At 35.2% G+C, this 18,989-nt stretch carries 16 protein-coding genes; 8 read left to right on the plus strand and 8 right to left on the minus strand.

Going from position 1 to position 18,989, the window contains the following annotated elements; all coding sequences use genetic code 11:
- Window positions 1-305: 305 nt before the first annotated feature.
- Entirely contained in the window at window positions 306-1,598 is a 1,293-nt protein-coding gene (locus tag V1503_RS01915) for an MDR family MFS transporter (protein ID WP_410624380.1), read from the minus strand.
- 853 nt (window positions 1,599-2,451) lie between these two features.
- On the opposite strand from V1503_RS01915, the gene trpE reads away from it, so the two are divergent.
- The 6 genes from trpE to trpA are packed head-to-tail and all read left to right on the plus strand — an operon-like array spanning window position 2,452 to window position 8,401.
- Entirely contained in the window at window positions 2,452-3,975 is a 1,524-nt protein-coding gene (gene trpE, locus V1503_RS01920; RefSeq protein ID WP_410624382.1) for an anthranilate synthase component I, read from the plus strand.
- Window positions 3,972-4,997 carry an anthranilate phosphoribosyltransferase gene (gene trpD, locus V1503_RS01925; RefSeq protein ID WP_410624384.1) on the plus strand — a complete coding sequence of 342 codons (1,026 nt, stop codon included), beginning with the start codon at window positions 3,972-3,974 and terminating at the stop codon, window positions 4,995-4,997. Before trpE ends, trpD begins: the two co-directional genes overlap by 4 nt.
- The gene (trpC, locus tag V1503_RS01930) at window positions 4,990-5,760 is read left to right on the plus strand and encodes an indole-3-glycerol phosphate synthase TrpC (protein ID WP_320257539.1); all 771 of its coding nucleotides are present in this window, start codon (window positions 4,990-4,992) and stop codon (window positions 5,758-5,760) included. Before trpD ends, trpC begins: the two co-directional genes overlap by 8 nt.
- Window positions 5,747-6,403: a phosphoribosylanthranilate isomerase gene (locus V1503_RS01935; protein ID WP_410624386.1), complete on the plus strand. Its 657-nt coding sequence runs from the start codon at window positions 5,747-5,749 to the stop codon at window positions 6,401-6,403. Before trpC ends, V1503_RS01935 begins: the two co-directional genes overlap by 14 nt.
- Window positions 6,400-7,632, plus strand: coding sequence for a tryptophan synthase subunit beta (gene trpB, locus V1503_RS01940; protein ID WP_410624388.1), 1,233 nt, complete (start codon window positions 6,400-6,402; stop codon window positions 7,630-7,632). Before V1503_RS01935 ends, trpB begins: the two co-directional genes overlap by 4 nt.
- The gene (trpA, locus tag V1503_RS01945) at window positions 7,595-8,401 is read left to right on the plus strand and encodes a tryptophan synthase subunit alpha (protein ID WP_410624390.1); all 807 of its coding nucleotides are present in this window, start codon (window positions 7,595-7,597) and stop codon (window positions 8,399-8,401) included. The genes trpB and trpA overlap by 38 nt, the downstream gene beginning before the upstream one ends.
- Window positions 8,402-8,594: 193 nt before the next feature.
- On the opposite strand, the gene V1503_RS01950 is transcribed toward trpA, so the two are convergent.
- From V1503_RS01950 to V1503_RS01960, 3 genes are all read right to left on the minus strand, one after another.
- On the minus strand, window positions 8,595-9,326 hold the full coding sequence (locus tag V1503_RS01950; protein ID WP_410624392.1) for a 2-phosphosulfolactate phosphatase: 732 nt from the start codon (window positions 9,324-9,326) through the stop codon (window positions 8,595-8,597).
- 10 nt (window positions 9,327-9,336) lie between these two features.
- A complete protein-coding gene (locus V1503_RS01955; RefSeq protein WP_410624394.1) occupies window positions 9,337-10,404 on the minus strand; it encodes a phosphotransferase family protein in 1,068 nt (355 codons plus the stop codon).
- Window positions 10,405-10,682: 278 nt separating this feature from the next.
- The gene (locus V1503_RS01960; protein ID WP_410624396.1) at window positions 10,683-11,921 is read right to left on the minus strand and encodes an acyl-CoA dehydrogenase family protein; all 1,239 of its coding nucleotides are present in this window, start codon (window positions 11,919-11,921) and stop codon (window positions 10,683-10,685) included.
- A gap of 302 nt (window positions 11,922-12,223) precedes the next feature.
- On the opposite strand from V1503_RS01960, the gene V1503_RS01965 reads away from it, so the two are divergent.
- Window positions 12,224-13,882 (plus strand): AMP-binding protein, encoded by a 1,659-nt coding sequence (locus tag V1503_RS01965; protein ID WP_410624398.1) that lies wholly within the window; start codon window positions 12,224-12,226, stop codon window positions 13,880-13,882.
- 146 nt (window positions 13,883-14,028) lie between these two features.
- Here V1503_RS01965 and V1503_RS01970 read toward each other — a convergent pair whose 3' ends face one another.
- From V1503_RS01970 to V1503_RS01980, 3 genes are all read right to left on the minus strand, one after another.
- Window positions 14,029-14,337 carry a cupin domain-containing protein gene (locus tag V1503_RS01970; protein ID WP_410624400.1) on the minus strand — a complete coding sequence of 103 codons (309 nt, stop codon included), beginning with the start codon at window positions 14,335-14,337 and terminating at the stop codon, window positions 14,029-14,031.
- 112 nt (window positions 14,338-14,449) lie between these two features.
- Window positions 14,450-15,253 (minus strand): DUF368 domain-containing protein, encoded by an 804-nt coding sequence (locus tag V1503_RS01975; RefSeq protein WP_410624402.1) that lies wholly within the window; start codon window positions 15,251-15,253, stop codon window positions 14,450-14,452.
- Between the two features lie 139 nt (window positions 15,254-15,392).
- On the minus strand, window positions 15,393-16,694 hold the full coding sequence (locus V1503_RS01980) for an ATP-binding protein (protein ID WP_410624404.1): 1,302 nt from the start codon (window positions 16,692-16,694) through the stop codon (window positions 15,393-15,395).
- A gap of 482 nt (window positions 16,695-17,176) precedes the next feature.
- Here V1503_RS01980 and V1503_RS01985 point away from each other — a divergent pair, with 482 nt between their 5' ends.
- Complete coding sequence (locus tag V1503_RS01985; protein ID WP_410624406.1) at window positions 17,177-18,253, plus strand: hypothetical protein; 1,077 nt, start codon at window positions 17,177-17,179, stop codon at window positions 18,251-18,253.
- A gap of 134 nt (window positions 18,254-18,387) precedes the next feature.
- Here V1503_RS01985 and V1503_RS01990 read toward each other — a convergent pair whose 3' ends face one another.
- Complete coding sequence (locus V1503_RS01990) at window positions 18,388-18,780, minus strand: M23 family metallopeptidase (protein WP_410624408.1); 393 nt, start codon at window positions 18,778-18,780, stop codon at window positions 18,388-18,390.
- Window positions 18,781-18,989 lie beyond the last annotated feature (209 nt).

The raw sequence follows: 18,989 nt of genomic DNA on the forward strand, positions 1-18,989 counted from the left end.
CTTTTTGTCATTAAAAAGGTATTCATGCATCGTTATGACAACACACTTTTATATAACCATATTCAAAGTTTTTTATAACCCAGGTGACTTTTAAAAACTACAATAACAATAGGCTATCTCATGAAGTCGTAAATAAGACTTAGAGATAGCCTATTGTTATAAATTATGGCTCTTTTCGTAAACTTGTTGCTAGCAATAAAATTTGAACAGTATTAACATCTCTTTAAACTAGAAAAGACACACAAAAGCTTGGTTAAAAAATGCCAAGCCATATATAATCCCTAAAAAGCCTACATAACAATATCTTATACTAGTTTTTTATTCATACCTTTTGACGATTTAGTCTGCTGCTCCATTAAATAACCCATCACATAATATAGTCCTGCACTGACGAAAGCTAGAAAGCCTATGATATAAAAAGTATTAGTAAAACCGATCCATATCGTTAAAGGAATAGATATTGGAGCAAGAGTACGACCTATAGTAAATCTTAAGCTAGCCGCAGCATAATATTGTCCCCTCATATTTTCAGGTGCAAGCTTTGCAACATACCCTTCCTGTATGCCAACAGCCATTAATTCTGCGGCTGTAAATATAAACATAGCAAAAAATAAGCCCCAAACGTTTACAGTACTTCCGAACAGTATAATTGCTACACCGTAAGTCAATGCCGACATCATAAACACGTTCCGCTCATTAAATTTGTTTGATACCTTTGTAGCAAGAACAGTGAATAAAGCAACTAACAAACCGTTTTCCGCAATCACCCAACTAAACGCTTGTTCACCAGAAGCTTTCAATGTCCATTCATTAAAAGAGAGTATTGTTTGAACTGGTACAATTTCAGCCATATATACAGCTAACAATAAGTCCATTTGCATAAATGTTTGTGCAACTAAAATACCTGCAATAATAAAGATAAAGAACACTTTATCAGTCACAATTACTCGGTAATTTCTCATTTGTTCCATTACAAATGAGTACCATTTCTTATCTCCATCCACTTGCTTCGTCTGTTCAAATTTCGGTGCTGTTTCTCGTACATATATTTGTAACACAATTGAAAATATCACACTCGTTACAAATGCCATAACAAGCAACTCAAAGCGATATTTGAAAAAGAATATCCCTCCAAGTATTGGTCCGACAACTACAGCTATATTTATCATCATGTAAAAAATTGCAAATACATTGTTTCGATCTTTTTCTGGAACCACATCCGCAACCATTGCATGACTCGCTGGCCAATAAAGAGAACCCCATATTCCTAATAATGAAAATGCTATAAATGATAATACAGGTGATTCGTACCATGGTGAGTTAGCAGCAGCAAACAGTATAAACGAAAATGCCGTTCCAATATAAGAATATACCATCATTTTTTTGCGGCCAAAACGGTCCGCACAATATCCTCCGAACAAATTAGCAATTACCCCAGCACATTGAGATAATATTAATAACATTCCAGCAGCTCCCTTACCAAAGTGATCTGCAAAGTAGATCGCCATAAATGGGAAATACATCCAAAATAATATATTTATAACTCCTTCTCCAAACAAACGGACCTTTAAATTACGATCCCAATCTTTCCACTTCATATGATACACCACATTTCTCCAATTTTCCTTTATTTTCTAACCGCTATCCATATTCTCATTCTCTTTTGTTTTATTACAGGTTGTATTACATTTCTCCATATTCAAGCCCCCTACAAATAGTATGATTTGATAAACTTAGTAAATTTTCACGAAAAAAAAGCGTACCGTAGGCATACGATACGCTTTTTGGATTTCACATTATAGAGAAAACACTTTTGTGCCCCTTCTATTCCTCGAATAAAATAACGCAGCCCACGATATTTACGTGAACTGCGTTATACATTTACAATTTAAATAAATCGTTAATGAATAACCGCTGAGGTCACGTAATGTATATTTGTAATAGTTGATAAGAACTGATTGATGTTTAACATAATAACGTAACCTCCTTCTTTTATAAGTCTTTAACAGACTATCACGTCTTGCATAAATTTGTCAACAGCCGTATTTGTCTATTTTATTACAGTGTGAGATTATTGGATGTTATTAATTGTGATCTTGAAGAATACACCATTGACAGTTACGACAACATATATTAAACTTACAAACAAGCTTAGATGAGAGAGTTATGAAAATTGATCAATTTTTTGATCAACCCATATTGCAGTATAAAAGGAGAAACTTAGTCACACCAAAAGCTGACAAGTTTTGTTTATTCCTTTAAAGATAAACGATACATTTTAAGTTTAGTTGAGAATGAGTATGATTAGTTGAGGCGAGTATAGTTATAATGTCGTTAAAAGTACATGCTAAATGCGTGCTACTTTATTTAGATGCATCTTTTTTTCTTCAATATTTATTCACTTTCCTCAACCATTTCATTCTCCATTATTAATTAAAGGAGAAGTGAACAATGGAAACTCTACAACAATTTATTCAAGATACGGATCAATACCGTACAATCCCATTAACTTATAGTTTCTTATCAGATACATTAACAGCGGTCCAATTATTTCAAACGTTACGAGATCAAGCAACATATATTTTAGAAAGTCATGACCCTTCTTCTCCATGGTCAAGATATTCATTTATCGGCTTAAACCCATTTATAAAAATTAAAGAAGAGCAGCGCACGTTTCAAATTTACGATTACACAAATGATAGTGTAGCTGAAGCTCCCAGTTTTAAAGATGCTTTAAATGATGTATTAAATAATTTAGCTGTAAAGATTCCTGAAGTGAATTTCCCATTTAAAGGTGGTGGCGTAGGATATATTTCATATGACGCCATATCGGATTTTGAAAAAGTCCCTGAACCCAACAATCAAGATATACGTGTTGCACGCTATCAATTTCTTTTTTGTGAAACAATTATTGCTTTCGATCATGAGAAAAAAGAAGTTGCTTTGCTGCACTTTGTACGTTTAAACGGTGATGAAACCGATGATGAAAAAACTTCACTCTATAACGGTGCTGTAACAAAAATAGACTCATTACTTGAACAAATTAAACAGTCCACTACATTTTCTGATCTAATGATGCCTATTGAGCAAAACACTGAAGTTGATCTTGAAGGTATTGAAAGTAATTATTCAAAAGAAAAGTTCAAGGAACATGTAAACAAAATAAAAGAGTATATTTTAGACGGTGATATTTTTCAAGGTGTGTTATCTCAACGTTTTCATAAAAAAGTGAATGTGAGCGGTTTTGAATTATATCGTGTATTACGCAAGGTGAACCCCTCGCCTTATCTGTTTTACTTTCAAATGGATGGCTTTGAGATCATTGGTAGCTCACCTGAGAGGCTCATACAAATTGAGAACGGACACTTAGAAATTCATCCGATTGCCGGCACCCGTCGTCGGGGTCGAACGAAAGAAGAGGACAAAGCACTTGAGCAAGAATTATTAGCAGATGAAAAAGAAATTGCAGAACATTATATGTTAGTTGATCTTGCAAGAAATGATATTGGGCGTGTTGCAAATTTCGGCTCAGTTGATACACCAGTGCTAAAGACTGTCACTCATTTTTCTCACGTCATGCACATTATTAGTAAAGTTACGGGTAGGTTACGTGATGACGTTCAACCATTGGATGCACTTGTGTCCTCATTTCCAGCTGGAACAGTATCAGGTGCACCTAAAATAAGAGCGATGCAAATATTACAAGAGCTTGAACCTACCGCTCGTAACCTATATGCTGGTGCCATTGTTTATATTGGATATGACGGCAATATAGACTCATGTATTACGATTCGAACGATATTTCTCCAAGATGAAACGGCCTATGTTCAAGCAGGCGCAGGTATTGTTGCTGATTCAAAACCAGAGCTTGAATGGAAAGAAACAGTAAACAAAGCCAGTGCCTTATTACGAACGATTCAATCAGCCGAAAAACTATTCGCAAAAGCACCACAACAAGGGGGAATGACAAAATGATAAAAGATACGTTAAAACAATTAATTGAAGGTAACACTTTGTCAGAACAGCAATCATTTCATACGATGAACGATATTATGGCCGGACAATTAACAAATAGCCAGCTAGCTACTTTACTTACTATTCTTCGCCTGAGAGGTGAAACTGTAGATGAAATTACTGGTTTTGCAAAAGCGATGAGGCATAATATGAAAACAATCGAATATAATGACGAAATTGTCGTTGATACGTGTGGAACGGGTGGTGACGGCCACTCTACTTTTAATATTTCTACTGCAGTTGCCATATGCTTAGCATCATTAGGTGTGAAAGTTGCTAAACACGGAAATAGGAATGTATCCTCTTCAAGTGGAAGCGCTGATGTTCTTGAAGAATTAAATATTCAAATTGAAACAACACCTGAGCAAGGAAAAGACGCTTTAATAAAAAAAGGAATGACGTTTTTATTCGCTCCAAACTATCACTTTGCGATGAAACATGCAGCGCCTGTTCGTAAAGAAATCGGCTTCCGTACATTATTTAATTTATTAGGGCCTATTTCAAACCCTGCAAACGCAAAGCATCAATTAATCGGAATTTTTGATACTAGTTATTCAGAAAAATTAGCACACACTCTTCATGCACTAGGCTCTAAACATGTATTATTCGTTACTGGACAAGATGGCCTAGATGAAATATCAATTGCTGCAGACACTGATATCGTCGAGCTGAAAGATGGTAAAGTATCTCGCTATGTATTTTCTCCTGAAGATGCTGGTTTACCGAGAGGAAATATGGAAGACCTAAAAATATCAAGTCCTAAGGAAAGTGCAAAATTGATTCAACAAATTTTTACTGGAAAAGCAAATGAAAGTGCAACGAACATCTTTTTGTTAAATGCTGGAGCCGGATTATATGTAGCAGAACAAGTATCGAGTATTGCTGAAGGGGTTCATCAAGTAAAACAAGCCATTGATCGTGGAGATGTTCATAAATATTACGAATCGATCAGAAATTTAAAGGAGGAGCAGCTCCATGCTTGAAAAGATTTTGGAAGTAAAACGTGAAGAGATCAATAAGTTAGAACTTCGAGATGAAGTACAAGTAGAAAAGTTTTCATTTTATGAAGCATTGAAAAACACTACTCTACCACTTGGACTAATTGCGGAAGTAAAAAAAGCATCTCCTTCCAAAGGGATCATTCGAGGAGATTTTCATCCAACGACTATTGCTAAAGCGTATGAACAAGCTGGAGCAAGCGCAATTTCTGTACTGACGGATGAACCATTTTTTCAAGGACACCATTCATATTTATCTGATATAAAAAAAATAGTTAATATACCCGCTCTAAGAAAAGATTTTATTATCGATTCAATTCAAGTTGAAGAAAGTAGACGATTAGGAGCAGATGCCATCCTATTAATTGGTGAGGCACTATCTCCTGTTCACCTACATGAGTTATACGTACAAGCTCAAGAAGCGGATCTCGATGTATTAGTCGAGGTACATTCGAAAGAAACATTAGACAATGTATTATCAGTATTCACACCAAAAATCATCGGTATTAACAACAGAAATTTAAAAACATTTGAAACATCACTCCATCAAACAATTGATTTAGTGAGTGATGTTCCGAAAGACAGCCTACTAGTTAGTGAAAGTGGCATTTTCACTAATGAGGATATTAAAATGTTAAAACATTGTGGAGCGAACGCAGTGTTAGTAGGTGAAGCATTAATGCGTCAAGATGACCTAGTTCATGCAATACGCCAGTTAATGGGAAGTGAACACGTTGAAAACAACTAAGGTGAAATTATGTGGTAATCGCTCACTCTTAGATTTAAAAACTACTACTGCATCTACCGCTGACTATATAGGAATTATTTTCTCAGCGAGCAAACGCCAAGTTAACCCTGTTCAGCTAGCTGAGTGGATTGAAAAATATCCTCTACAAGACAATCAGCAACTAGTTGGTGTTTTTGTGAACGAAGATATTTCAACAATCATGAACGTACTCAACAATGTAAACCTTGATGTCATCCAATTGCATGGAACTGAAACTGTACCATATATCTTATCCTTACGTGAACATGTTGACATACCTATATGGAAAGTCATTCACCATCAACGTCAAGGGTTACAGCTAATGCAAACATATAGTGGCGTCGTTGACGGCTATGTCGTTGATAGTAAAGTCCAAGGTGCTTGGGGTGGGTCTGGTATAACCTTCGATTGGGAAGCTGTTCCTTCGTATCTTAAAGAAGCACAGCAGCAAGGTGTTCCTTGCTTTATAGCTGGAGGGATCACTCCTCAGAACGTAGCACAATTGCTTCATTACGAGCCATTTGGAATAGATGTTTCTAGTGGTATTGAAGCACAAGATCAGAAAGATGACGAGAAGATAACAAACTTATTAGAAGAAATTCATAGAGAGGTAGATGTGAGATGAAACAGACAGTCCCTGACCAACAAGGACGCTTCGGTAAGTTCGGTGGTAAATACGTACCTGAAACGTTAATGGCACCATTAGCAGAATTAGAACAAGCACTACAAGAAGCAATGAGTGACCCTGAATTTAAACAGCAGTATACAGAGATTTTGAAAGAATATAGCGGACGACCGACTGCTCTAACGTATGCAGATCAGCTTACTGAAAAAATCGGTGGTGCAAAAATTTATTTAAAACGTGAAGATTTGAATCATACAGGTGCACATAAATTAAATAATGCAATCGGACAGGCATTATTAGCTAAGAGGATGGGGAAAACAAAAATTATAGCAGAAACTGGTGCAGGCCAACACGGAGTTGCAACAGCAACTGTTGCTGCTAAATTCGGATTAGAATGTAAAGTCTTTATGGGTAAAGAAGATATTAGAAGGCAAAAATTGAACGTATTTCGTATGCAGTTATTAGGTGCTGAGGTCATTCCTGTCTCAAGCGGATCCCAAACATTAAAGGATGCCACAAACGAAGCGATACGTTATTGGGTTAGCCACTGCGATGATCATTTCTATATCATCGGCTCAGTTGTTGGTCCTCATCCATACCCAAAAATGGTTAGAGATTTCCAACGAATTATCGGTGATGAAGCGAAAGAGCAATTTTTGTTAAAGGAAAATCATTTACCGAATCGGGTATATGCCTGTGTTGGTGGTGGTAGTAATGCAATCGGTATGTTCTATCCATTTTTAGAAGATGACGTAGAGCTAATTGGTGTCGAAGCTGCCGGACTTGGTGTTGATACTGATGAACATGCAGCAACTCTAACAAAGGGTACTCCTGGCGTCATTCATGGGTCACTCACCTATTTAATACAAGATGAGGACGGTCAAATTATTGAACCTTATTCCATTTCTGCTGGTTTAGATTATCCAGGTATTGGACCAGAGCATGCTTATCTTCATCAAACGAAACGTGTTCGTTATGAGTATGTCACTGATGCCGAAGCATTAAATGCCCTACTGTTCCTTTCTCAAGAAGAAGGGATTATTCCTGCGATCGAAAGTGCTCATGCACTAGCAAAAGCATTCGAAGAAGCAAAACAAATGTCCAGTGATGAAACCATTCTTATTTGTTTGTCAGGGCGCGGTGATAAGGACATGAGTACATTAATAGATAAGTTGAAAGGAGAAGATGACCATGATAGCTACAAAGCCATTTCGTTCAAAGCTCACTAAAACAAAAGATTTATTCATCCCATTTATTATGGCGGGTGACCCTTCTCCTGAACTAACGATTGACCTTGCTGTTAATTTACAGCAAGCCGGTGCCGATATACTTGAATTAGGTGTACCATACTCAGATCCATTAGCTGATGGACCAACTATCCAAGATGCTGCAAACCGAGCTCTGCAGCATAAAATGACACTTAGAAAGGCTATCGAGCTTGTACCTGAGATGAGAAAGAAAGGTGTATCAATCCCTGTAGTTATCTTTACTTATTATAATCCTGTATTACAAGTAGGTGAGGATGCATTTTTTAATCATATGAAGGAAAATGATGTCGATGGCTTGTTAATTCCTGATTTGCCATTTGAAGAAAGTGAACAAATGAGAGACCGGTGTAACAAAGAAGGCATAGAATTTATATCACTCGTAGCTCCTAATTCAGAAGATCGTGTACAAAAAATTGCAGAAAATGCAAATGGCTTTTTATATTGTGTATCTTCGTTAGGTGTAACCGGGACAAGAAAAGAATTGAATACAGATATTTCAAGCTTTTTAGAACATGTTAAGCTGCATAGCAAAGTACCTGTTGCTGTTGGCTTCGGTGTATCGACATACGAACAAGTAAAAATGCTTCAGCAACATTGTGACGGCGTAATTATTGGAAGTGCCATCATTAACTTGATTGCAGCACAGCAAGATGCCTTATTAAATCAAGAGACTAGACAACAAGCATTGCAAGCTTTTAAAAATAACATAATGAAAATGATAGGTAAATAATAAAAGCGGAGACGACTGCAATTCTACCGTTACCCACGTCCTTTGGGTAACGGTAGAAGGTTGTATCCGTGACTTCCCTAGACTTACACTCCCCCAAAAATACATATTATATGATTTATTTTAGTTAAACAATCACACTTTAGAGAGACTGTTTAGCACGTAGCACAAACCCCCTACCTCTTAATTTTCACTGTTAATACATTGGTAAAATTACTTGTTCGTGCAAATAAGGAACAATTCCCATGGTACCCACTTTACTAATAAACTCTACTTCCTTTTCATAGCCATACTTTTTTAGCATTGAACCTACATGTGTTGCCAAAAGAAGGCTTTCTCCATTTTCCTTATTACCTCGATAAAAATAGAGAGCTGCTAGTGACGAGTCGGTTAATTCCCAGTCTTTATTTGTATGATTTAACAAAAAATCAAGAAAGCACCCTGCTCCATAAAAATCTTCTAAACAAAATTCACCAGATGTTCCAGAACATATAATGACTACAGTTTCATCATTATGTTCACAGTCAATTACTTCTGCTAATTTTGCAGCATTTAATAATGAGCCAATAAATACTTTTTTTGAACTAGCTGCTTTCCGAATGGCAACTGTTCCATTTGTTGTTGATAGGATCATCGTTTTCTCAGCTATTTTTTCTCTTAATGTTAATGGATTAGGGTCAAGAAACCCTTCTATTGTCTTACCTTCATACTCCCCTACGAGTACATAGCTATTCTCTTGTCGTTGCAATGATTCCTTCACTGCTTCCTCTCCATTTAATACTGGTATAACCTCCTTCGCTCCAAAGTATAGACCAGATGTAATTGTTGATGTCGCTAACAACACATCAAAAATAACCGCTAGCTTATTATCGAGCATTTTATCGGAATCTATTTCTTCCTTTCGCATTAACAGATGAATTTTTGACATCATAAGCACCTCAATACGAATCATTTTTGCTGGATGTATGCAGTGCATGAATAATCAATGCATTTACAAAATGATTGAAATACTCAAACCGTGGATCTTTCGTTTGTCCCTTTTTCCATCGATAGTAGATTTGCTGACAAATACCTGCTAGTTTAAAGTAAGCAAAAGTCAAATAGAAGTTCATATTAGACACATCAAGACCACTTTTTTCTGCATATGCTCTTATGAACTCCTCGCGAGTCATAAAACCTTTTTGAATTGTTACTGAGGTGCCTCCTAACCCTATTTTTAAAATATCAGGATCGTCCTCCTGTATCCAATAACTCATAGCTACACCTAAATCTAGCAATGGATCTCCAACCGTGCTCATTTCCCAATCAAATAAACCTACCATTTTTGTCAATTCGTCTTTCGCGAACATCGAATTATTAAGTTTAAAATCATAATGGATCGGAGTAGATTGTTGAGATCTAGGAATGTGAGAAACTAGCCATTTTGTCAATACATCGACTTCAGGAATATCATCTGTTTTCGCTCTATCATATCTCTTAATCCACCCATGTACTTGCCTTTCTAAAAAACCCTCGGGGTTAGTAATTTCTGTTAGCTTTGTTTGCTTATAATCAATACTATGGAGTTGAACAAGTGAGTCTACCATTTCCTTAGAGATACCTCTTGTTAATTCTGGCGTAATCGACACACCCTTCGGAAACGATGTATCTATGACAACCCCATTTTTTCGCTCCATGATAAAAAATGGGCTACCAACGATCGTTTCATCTGGAGAAAATAACAAAGGCTTAGGTGCAATAGGATAATGGGGATGCAACTCTTGTAAAATATGAAATTCCCTTTGCATATCATGGGCTTTTGGAGCTACAGGACCCAATGGTGGACGACGTAGAACTGCCACCCAATCCCCTATTGTAAGTTCGTATGTTAAATTTGAATGACCTGCACTGAACTGCTTAATCTCAAGAGGAGCATCTGGTAAATCTCCAAATTCAGTGTGCAAAAATTTCTTTAGTGTTTCAACCTGTAAGTCTTCTCCTTTTCGAATAGGTATTGTATCTGTCATTTTTTGGCACCTCTTTATTAAATATTATTTTATTTAGAACATCAAGTTTGTTATTCCATTGTCTTTTCACTTAATATGTTTTGCTGTTTTTCGATTGAAATACCCCACCTATAAAGTGAGGTAAAAACTATAAAACACATTTTGCTTAACTTGACATGTTGTGTTGATCGCCTTTTGTTACAGCATATGAGTTTTTAATGAATCTACTTTTCATAAGCTTTATTGGAGACGCTTTATTCTTCTCAACCCTTTTAACTTAGTAAAAAGAGTACCAAAGTTTATGAAAAGAGCTTTTCATTATTGTTGACCTGCTCTTTATTTCTTCTAAGCTCCATTTTGGCAATTTGTGCTCTATGCACTTCATCTGGCCCATCAGCAAGGCGCAGTGTTCTTGCGTTAGCCCATTGTGCCGCAAGTGTATAATCATCGCTCACCCCTATTGCTCCAAAAGACTGAATCGCTCTATCAATGACTTTTAGTGCTAAATTGGGAGCCACCACTTTGATCATCGCTATCTCCATTTTTGCTTGTTTATTACCTACTGTATCCATCATATAAGCCGCCTTCAACGTAAGTAACCGAGCCTGTTCTATTTCAATTCTAGAATCTGCAATCCACTCTTTTATCACACCTTGATCTGCTAATCGCTTACCGAAAGCAACTCGGTGTTGTACTCTATCGCACATTTCTTCTAGTGCTCTTTCAGCAGCGCCAATTAAGCGCATACAATGATGGATCCTTCCGGGTCCAAGTCGACCTTGGGCAATTGCAAACCCTTTCCCTTCCCCCCATATTAAGTTCTCTGCTGATACTCGGACATTATTATACGTAATTTCTGCATGTCCATGAGGTGCATGGTCATAACCAAACACAGGTAAACACCTTTCAATCTTAACTCCTGGTGTATCAAGAGGAACAATAATCATAGATTGTTGCTCATGCTTTTGAGCATCGAAGTTAGATTTCCCCATGACTATAGCTACTTTACAACGTGGATCACCAGCACCCGATGACCACGTTTTATGCCCATTGATGACGTATTCGTCACCTTCTCGAATGATACTCGCCTCAATATTAGTAGCATCAGATGAAGCCACATTAGGTTCAGTCATCGAAAAACAAGAACGAATCTCACCTTCTAGTAGTGGTTTTAACCATTTTTCTTTTTGTTGTTCAGTACCATATCTCACTAACACTTCCATATTACCTGTATCTGGTGCACCGCAGTTAAATATTTCAGGTGCTATGATTGAACGCCCCATAATCTCACATAATGGAGCATATTCAACATTCGTTAACCCCGCACCATGTTGACTATCTGGCAAGAACAAATTCCACAGCCCTTCTGCTTTTGCTTTGTCTTTTAATTCCTCCATTATTGGAGGTACCGTCCATCTACTCTCACTCTCGTTTAATTGTTGTTCAAAAGTTTTTTCATTTGGATAAACATACTTTTCCATGAAATCTATTAAGCTATTTTGCAACACTTTAACCTTATCAGAATATGAAAAATTCATCTTACCCCTCCTTACATACTTACTGGTCAGTACGTAGATCTATTACTATCATACATCTTCCTATTTGAATTATTCAAGGTTATTTTAAAAATGTTTTGAAAATTCAAATTTAGGTATATAATGTAATTAGATTGACAAGTTAACAACACATTGATCGTATTCCCACATCTTACTAAAACGATAAAAAATGGCATATAACAACTACTGCAACTATGATGAAATGACACTTATAATAAGTATTCTTTTGCTAGACGTCAGGTAAATTTAATGTGAAATTTTCAAAATTACATGAGGAGGTAATTATGACTACATTAAAAAACCAAACAATAGGAGATTTACTCCTTGAAGCGGTTTCCAAGTATCCTGATCAAGAAGCAGTTGTTTACTCAAAGTTAGGAAAAAGATTAACGTATAAGCAATTTTATGATGAGACAACAAATCTTGCCAAAGCATTACTAGGTTTAGGTATTAACAAAGGTGATCACATAGCCGTATGGGCTACAAATGTTCCTGAATGGTTATTACTCCAATTTGCTTCTGCAAGAATAGGAGCAATTCTCGTAACAGTTAATACTAGTTATCAAGAATCCGAGTTAGCATATTTATTAAAGCAATCGGACTCAACAAGTTTGTTTTGTATTAACGGATATAAGGGAACTTCTTACATAGATATTATAGAAAAGATAACTAAGTCAACATCTCAAAGCCTCAATAGTGAACAGCTCGATATTAATGACTTGCCTTTCTTAAAAAACATCATTTATATCGGTTCTGGTGAGACTCCATCATATATGCTTAATTGGAATCAGCTTTTGGAACTTAGTGATGGCATAACGGATATACATCTTAAGGATGTTGAGGTATCTTTAAGTCCAGATGAAGTTATAAACATGCAGTATACTTCTGGCACAACTGGATTTCCAAAAGGTGTTATGTTGACACATAATAATATTGTTAATAATGGACATTTGGTTGCACAAGCAATGAAGTTGTCAAATAACGATAATTTATGTATCCCCGTACCATTTTTCCATTGCTTTGGCTGTGTCCTAAGTATTTTAGCCTGTGTTTCCGTTGGAGCTACAATGGTACCTATTGTAGAATTTAACCCAGATGAAGTATTGTCAACAGTGGAAAAAGAGAAGTGTACCGCATTACATGGAGTTCCAACGATGTTCATCGCAGAATTAAATGATGAGAACTTTAACCAATATGATCTATCAACACTACGAACTGGAATTATGGCTGGCTCTAATTGTCCAATTGAAGTAATGAAGAAAGTCATGACCGAGATGGGTATGGAGGAAATTACAATTGCTTACGGTCAAACTGAATCTTCACCTGTCATAACCCAAACGACGACTAATGATCCGCTAGACAGACGTGTTAACTCTGTAGGTAAACCACACGAGCATGTAGAAGTGAAAATAGTTGATCCTGTTACAGGTAAAGAAGTACCATATGGAACACCTGGTGAACTTTGTACGAGAGGCTATTTAGTAATGAAAGGATATTACAACATGCCAGAAGCGACAGACGAGACAATTGACCAAGATGGATGGCTTCATACTGGAGATTTAGCTATTATGGACCCTGATCATTATATAGAGATTACTGGAAGATTGAAAGATATGATTATTCGGGGTGGAGAAAATATATATCCCCGTGAAATAGAGGAATTCCTATATAGACACGATGATATTTTAGATGTACAAGTAATTGGCATTCCTGATGAAAAGTATGGTGAAAAGGTAGCTGCTTGTATTAAAGTAAAGGAAGGTCGAACCATCACAGAAGAAGATGTGAAATCTTTTTGCACAGGTAAACTCGCTTTTTATAAGATTCCCGAATATATACAATTCGTAAATGATTACCCTATGACTGCATCAGGTAAAATTCAAAAATATAAACTTCGTAAACAGGTCACCGAATGTATATGCCAAAATAGTAAAACAGTATAGTGTATAAATAATAGATTCGTTAACGTACATAAAAGATTCACTGTTCCCAGTCAAGAAGGATCAGTGAATCTTATTATAAGCTACTACTATATGTCAATTAACGCATAAAAGTTATGAAGAAAGACTCCCATTATACTCTATCCTCATTATTGTTTAGAAAGTATTATATAAACTGTTGCATCAGCTTCAGTGTTATTTTGAAGACTAACCTTTTCATGACCCTCTAATCTTAGTAAGTGATCCTTTGACAGTTCATGTTCTTCACCGTTTACCACAAACTTCACTTCACCTTCGACAACCTGCACAAAAATGTCATGCTTAGGGTGATTATGCTCTGCTACTTCTCCCCCAGGTGCTAGCTTTACCAATACTGTTGTAGAGTAGTCTGTCCGATAGACCACTTTTTTTAGCACTTTATTCTCATTTGTAAAATCAGATATATTTTTTATTTCCATTTTCATTGCCTCCTAGTTATAGATAGGTTGATTGATAACTATTCTCATTATAGATTAAAATAAATCCCACCATAGTGATATGAATCACTAAGTGGTGGGATTTTTTCTCTCGTTATTTTTTGTTTTCAATTCTCCCTAAAATAACTGCTGTGGCAAACCCAACAGTAAGCGTCACTATACTAATAATAATTTGTCCGTCAATTCCTGGGTAAATAACAAAGGTTGATCCAGCCACCATTCCAATAATAGCTGCATACATCATTATTGGATATGAAGTAAGAAGATACTTTAACAATCTGCTCATAAGGACGATACCAGATAATACGCCCGCTCCAACAGCACCAATGACGATGAAATTAAACTCTGAAACTTCATGTAGAATAAGTTCATACATACCGATGAGCAACAATACAAAAGAGCCGCTTACACCTGGTAAAACCATTGCCATACTTGCTAAAAAACCAGAAAAAAATAAAACTAATAATTGTGTAGCACCTATTGTCTCCAAAACGACAGTTTTTTGATTAAACAAAGATAGAGAAGCAATGGCTAGAAAGGCAATTACTAATAAGATATAGTGTTTACTAGTAAATGTATTTTTTATATCTGCTTTTATGTACAAAAACGGTAGTATACCGATAATTAACCCTAGAAAGAAAAAGTTAGTCGGTTGGGGGTATTCCTCCAATAGTACATCTATTAAATGACTTAAAAGAAATATAGCTGATAAAACCCCTACGCCTAAAGGAATTAAAAAGCCTAGTTGTTTTTTCCAATCTTTGCTAAAAAAACTATTAATCGCTTGTATCAATCTGTTGTATATGCCTAAAATGACTGCTATTGTTCCAGCACTTACTCCAGGAATAAGATCGCTTGTCCCCATAAGGAACCCTCTATAAAGATTTTTCCACTCCATATATTCACACCTTACTTATTGATAATTTAGGTAAAAACATTTCGTTGAAATTAACATCATATTATTTACTAGGTCATATGTCAAGTCCTATGTATAAACAGAAATTAATTGTGATTAGTAGAAAGAATAAAACATTCTATTAATTACTAGATTTGCAAGCTTCGGGAACATGATCATTGTATACCGGTAACGTGATACTAACGGTAGTACCAACTGTAACAACACTTTCAATATTGATTGTTCCTTTGTGTTCATTTATGATTTTATTACTGATCGTTAACCCTAAGCCCATCCCTTTTTCTTTCAAGGTGAAGAATGGCTCTCCTATTTTATTGAGTCTTTCTTTCGGTATTCCTATGCCATCATCTACTACTATGACCTTAACAAACTTTTGATCAATATTGTTTACACTAATTTCGATCCTTCCCCCTCTAGGCATAGCATCTATAGCATTTTTAACGATATTGATAAAAACTTGGATTAGTTGATTTCTATCACCGAATACTGTTGGGTCATATGAATCATTGCCAAAATCTATGATGATACCTTTCTCCTTCGCTTCATGTGATGTAATATTACAAACATATGATAGCGATTCACTTAATAAAAATGGATTATATTTTTTAGGCTGTGGCTTAGATAGTACTAACAGTTCACTAACAATGTGGTTAATTCTATCCATCTCTGACATGATGATCGAAAGATGATCTTTTGAAGCAGTATTATTTTCTCCCATTAACTGTAGAAACCCTTTAACACCTGTTAGTGGATTTCTAATTTCATGAGCTATTCCAGCCGCCATTTCACCGATTACCGACAATTTCTCTTTCTTCAATAGCATCGCTTCAGTAAGTTTTTGTTGTGTAATATCTCTACCAATAATGACGAGTCCTTTTCTTTCTCCACTATCATAAAACAATGGGACTTTTATCACATCGAAAGTTTTTGTCTCTTCATTAGGTAATATAAATGATTCATCTGCTCTTGTTATCTTCGCTTGCTTCCATGTATCGTTGTCTGATTTCAAACACTCATCAAACGCTTCTTTAAAAAAGGGATTAATTACCCCTAAATCTGCATCTGTTTTCCCAATATAATCAACCTCATTTAAGTGGTAAAGGTCCCGACCGAAATCATTTACCTTCAACCAACGTCCTTCACCATCTTTAAAACAAACGAAATCTGGCATGGAATTGATTAATAAGGATAATTGGTTTTCATCCTCTTCAGCCTTCTTACAATATTCAGTTTGTTTTATGAAACTATATAATAAATATGATGAAACCACTATAAAAATAATAGTTTCTACTAGTTTTAATGCGTAAGGATCATGCATTATGTTAAGAAGAATCAGAATATCATCTATAAAAAAAATCCAAACTATACCACCAATAAAGTATGCCAATACAAGTCGCTTATTTACAATTAATCTTGAATGCATCTACTCACCTTTTTCAACAGTATATACGATGATCATTCGAAATGATTTAGCCTTTAGTAAATCTAGCACATGCAATGAAAGAATAAAATTGTACGATATAAAATAAGCGATGATTTAAACACCGCCTATCATGCCCACTCTGTTGCTTTTTCGCAATAAAAGGTATATTCGCATATAACTAACGTTCGGAGCATATTTTCTTCCAAAGGCTATAAAAATCACATATTACATATCACTTTCTTAAATGTAAGTGTTATGTAAAAGAGCCTCACAAAATATACAAATACTCCTCAATAATTAGCTAGAAAGTAGTAGTCAAAATTAATTACATATTAGGTGAAAGCATGATAATTCTATTATAGCAGAGATATAATCTATCAGTTGGATTTTTTTACCCTCAAATTAGTATAGAATATAACAAGATTGGTAATAGTGAAAATTTATGAAATATGTTATATAATGGGTGACAGAGGTGGTTTAATATGGCAAATGTGATCAAAAAACATAACTATATTTGGTTCTTACTGTTAATTAGTATTATTTTAATTGCGAATTTCACTTTATACAACCTTCCATCATTAGAACCAATTCCCGACGCTGCAATTATAGGTTCATTACTTGATTTTATTTTAGTCATTCCTTTGTTAACTTACCTTTTCATTATTCGAAAGCGTTTTTCCATCAAATATATAGGTTTAGTTATTCTTCTCAGTTACGGTGTGGCATACTTATTTGTTCCTAATAATTATTTTAAAGAATTTCCCTTTGTAAACTATTTTGTGATTTTTTGCGAAGCAATTTTTGTATTACTAGAACTGTATATTTTATTTAAAATCGTCTCAAAAATGAAGATTATCATTAAAGACTATAAATCTAACTATTCAAATAGTACATATTTCCAGCATAATATTAAGCAGATAGCTGAAAAACATTTACCTGGAAATCGTATAGTACAAATTCTACTTACAGATATTAGCATGTTTTATTATGCATTCTTTTCATGGCGAAAGAAATTTACGAACCCGTCTGAGTTGAGATTTACGTACCACCATAAGACTAGTATGATTGCCTGTAATATTATGATCATTCATGCGATTGTGATAGAATCAATTGGCCTCCATTACTTTTTACATCAATGGAATGAAGTCGTAGCCTATATTCTTCTTATTTTAAACATTTACAGTGTTCTGTTTATCTTAGCTGAAATACAGGCAACTCGATTGTCTCCTTTTTTATTAACTACACAAAGCTTGTTATTAACCGTAGGGTTTTCTAAACGTATGGATGTACCACTTGATAAAATTAAAGAGTTTAAGCATTATGATGGTCCAGAACAGATATCAAATAAAGAACTAAATACGTTGTTTGATGCAAGAGCGATCGATTTTATAAAAGAAAAACCTACGTTTGAGATTTTATTAAACGAACCTCAGCAAGTAAAGCTTCTATATGGTATGAAAAAAAATGTTAGCAGAATCATTTTGAATGTCGATCATCCTCAGGATTTTTATGACCAACTTGCTCAATACCTTGGAAATGAAAATTCTACTAAATCATGAAGAAATAGATAACTACAAGGTCAAGGCTGTCGACTAAGTCGACAGTTTTTTTGTATCTTAAAAAATAACGATCTCCGTCTACAATGTTAGCGTAACTTTAAGTCTACTAGAATAAAAAATGATAGATCAACTTTCTATAAAAAATCCAACGGGTTAACAGCATTGGTTTTATTAATATTCCATCGACCTTTGTGAAGTTCAAAATGAAGATGCTGCCTTGAAGCATAACCCGTTTCACCCATATATCCTAATAATTGACCTTGTTTTACTAGTTGATTCACCTTTACCTTTCTTGTCCCTAGTTCTAGATGTGAATATACTGTCTCCCACGTTTGACCATTAATATGATGAACAACAAAAATGACTTCTCCATAGCTTTTTGATGTATACGAACGACTAACCTTCCCATTAGCAACTGCTAAAATCTCGGTTTTACCCGATTGAGAAATGTCAATACCGTGATGATTTGGCCTACGCTTTGTCCGAAAACCGGAAATAATTTTACCTTTACTAGGTCTTATAAACACAAAATTAACCTCCCCCTTTTTCAATATAATAGTAATTACTTGTACTAAAGGTTCTCTTTCTTATGTAAAATACATGTTTATCATGAGTATAAGCATTGCATGATTAACTTAGCTGAATTTCCTATTATATATCATGTAAACTTCGTCTTCACGTAAGAAAGTCAGCAGGAGACTATACTCCACCTAATTAAGAATTAGGGTTCATGTAT

The organism is Nanhaiella sioensis, assembly GCF_046557775.1.
Lineage (GTDB): Bacteria > Bacillota > Bacilli > Bacillales > SM2101 > Nanhaiella > Nanhaiella sioensis.

What these genes read in the sequence shown, in the direction of transcription:
- V1503_RS01980 (WP_410624404.1), bottom strand. Translation starts at nt 16,694, where the DNA reads ATGCATTCAAGATTAATTGTAAATAAGCGACTTGTATTGGCATACTTT.
- trpD (WP_410624384.1), top strand. Translation starts at nt 3,972, where the DNA reads ATGATAAAAGATACGTTAAAACAATTAATTGAAGGTAACACTTTGTCA.
- V1503_RS01985 (WP_410624406.1), top strand. Translation starts at nt 17,177, where the DNA reads ATGGCAAATGTGATCAAAAAACATAACTATATTTGGTTCTTACTGTTA.
- trpC (WP_320257539.1), top strand. Translation starts at nt 4,990, where the DNA reads ATGCTTGAAAAGATTTTGGAAGTAAAACGTGAAGAGATCAATAAGTTA.
- trpE (WP_410624382.1), top strand. Translation starts at nt 2,452, where the DNA reads ATGGAAACTCTACAACAATTTATTCAAGATACGGATCAATACCGTACA.
- V1503_RS01955 (WP_410624394.1), bottom strand. Translation starts at nt 10,404, where the DNA reads ATGACAGATACAATACCTATTCGAAAAGGAGAAGACTTACAGGTTGAA.
- trpA (WP_410624390.1), top strand. Translation starts at nt 7,595, where the DNA reads ATGATAGCTACAAAGCCATTTCGTTCAAAGCTCACTAAAACAAAAGAT.
- V1503_RS01960 (WP_410624396.1), bottom strand. Translation starts at nt 11,921, where the DNA reads ATGAATTTTTCATATTCTGATAAGGTTAAAGTGTTGCAAAATAGCTTA.
- V1503_RS01950 (WP_410624392.1), bottom strand. Translation starts at nt 9,326, where the DNA reads ATGTCAAAAATTCATCTGTTAATGCGAAAGGAAGAAATAGATTCCGAT.
- V1503_RS01915 (WP_410624380.1), bottom strand. Translation starts at nt 1,598, where the DNA reads ATGAAGTGGAAAGATTGGGATCGTAATTTAAAGGTCCGTTTGTTTGGA.
- V1503_RS01975 (WP_410624402.1), bottom strand. Translation starts at nt 15,253, where the DNA reads ATGGAGTGGAAAAATCTTTATAGAGGGTTCCTTATGGGGACAAGCGAT.
- trpB (WP_410624388.1), top strand. Translation starts at nt 6,400, where the DNA reads ATGAAACAGACAGTCCCTGACCAACAAGGACGCTTCGGTAAGTTCGGT.
- V1503_RS01965 (WP_410624398.1), top strand. Translation starts at nt 12,224, where the DNA reads ATGACTACATTAAAAAACCAAACAATAGGAGATTTACTCCTTGAAGCG.
- V1503_RS01970 (WP_410624400.1), bottom strand. Translation starts at nt 14,337, where the DNA reads ATGGAAATAAAAAATATATCTGATTTTACAAATGAGAATAAAGTGCTA.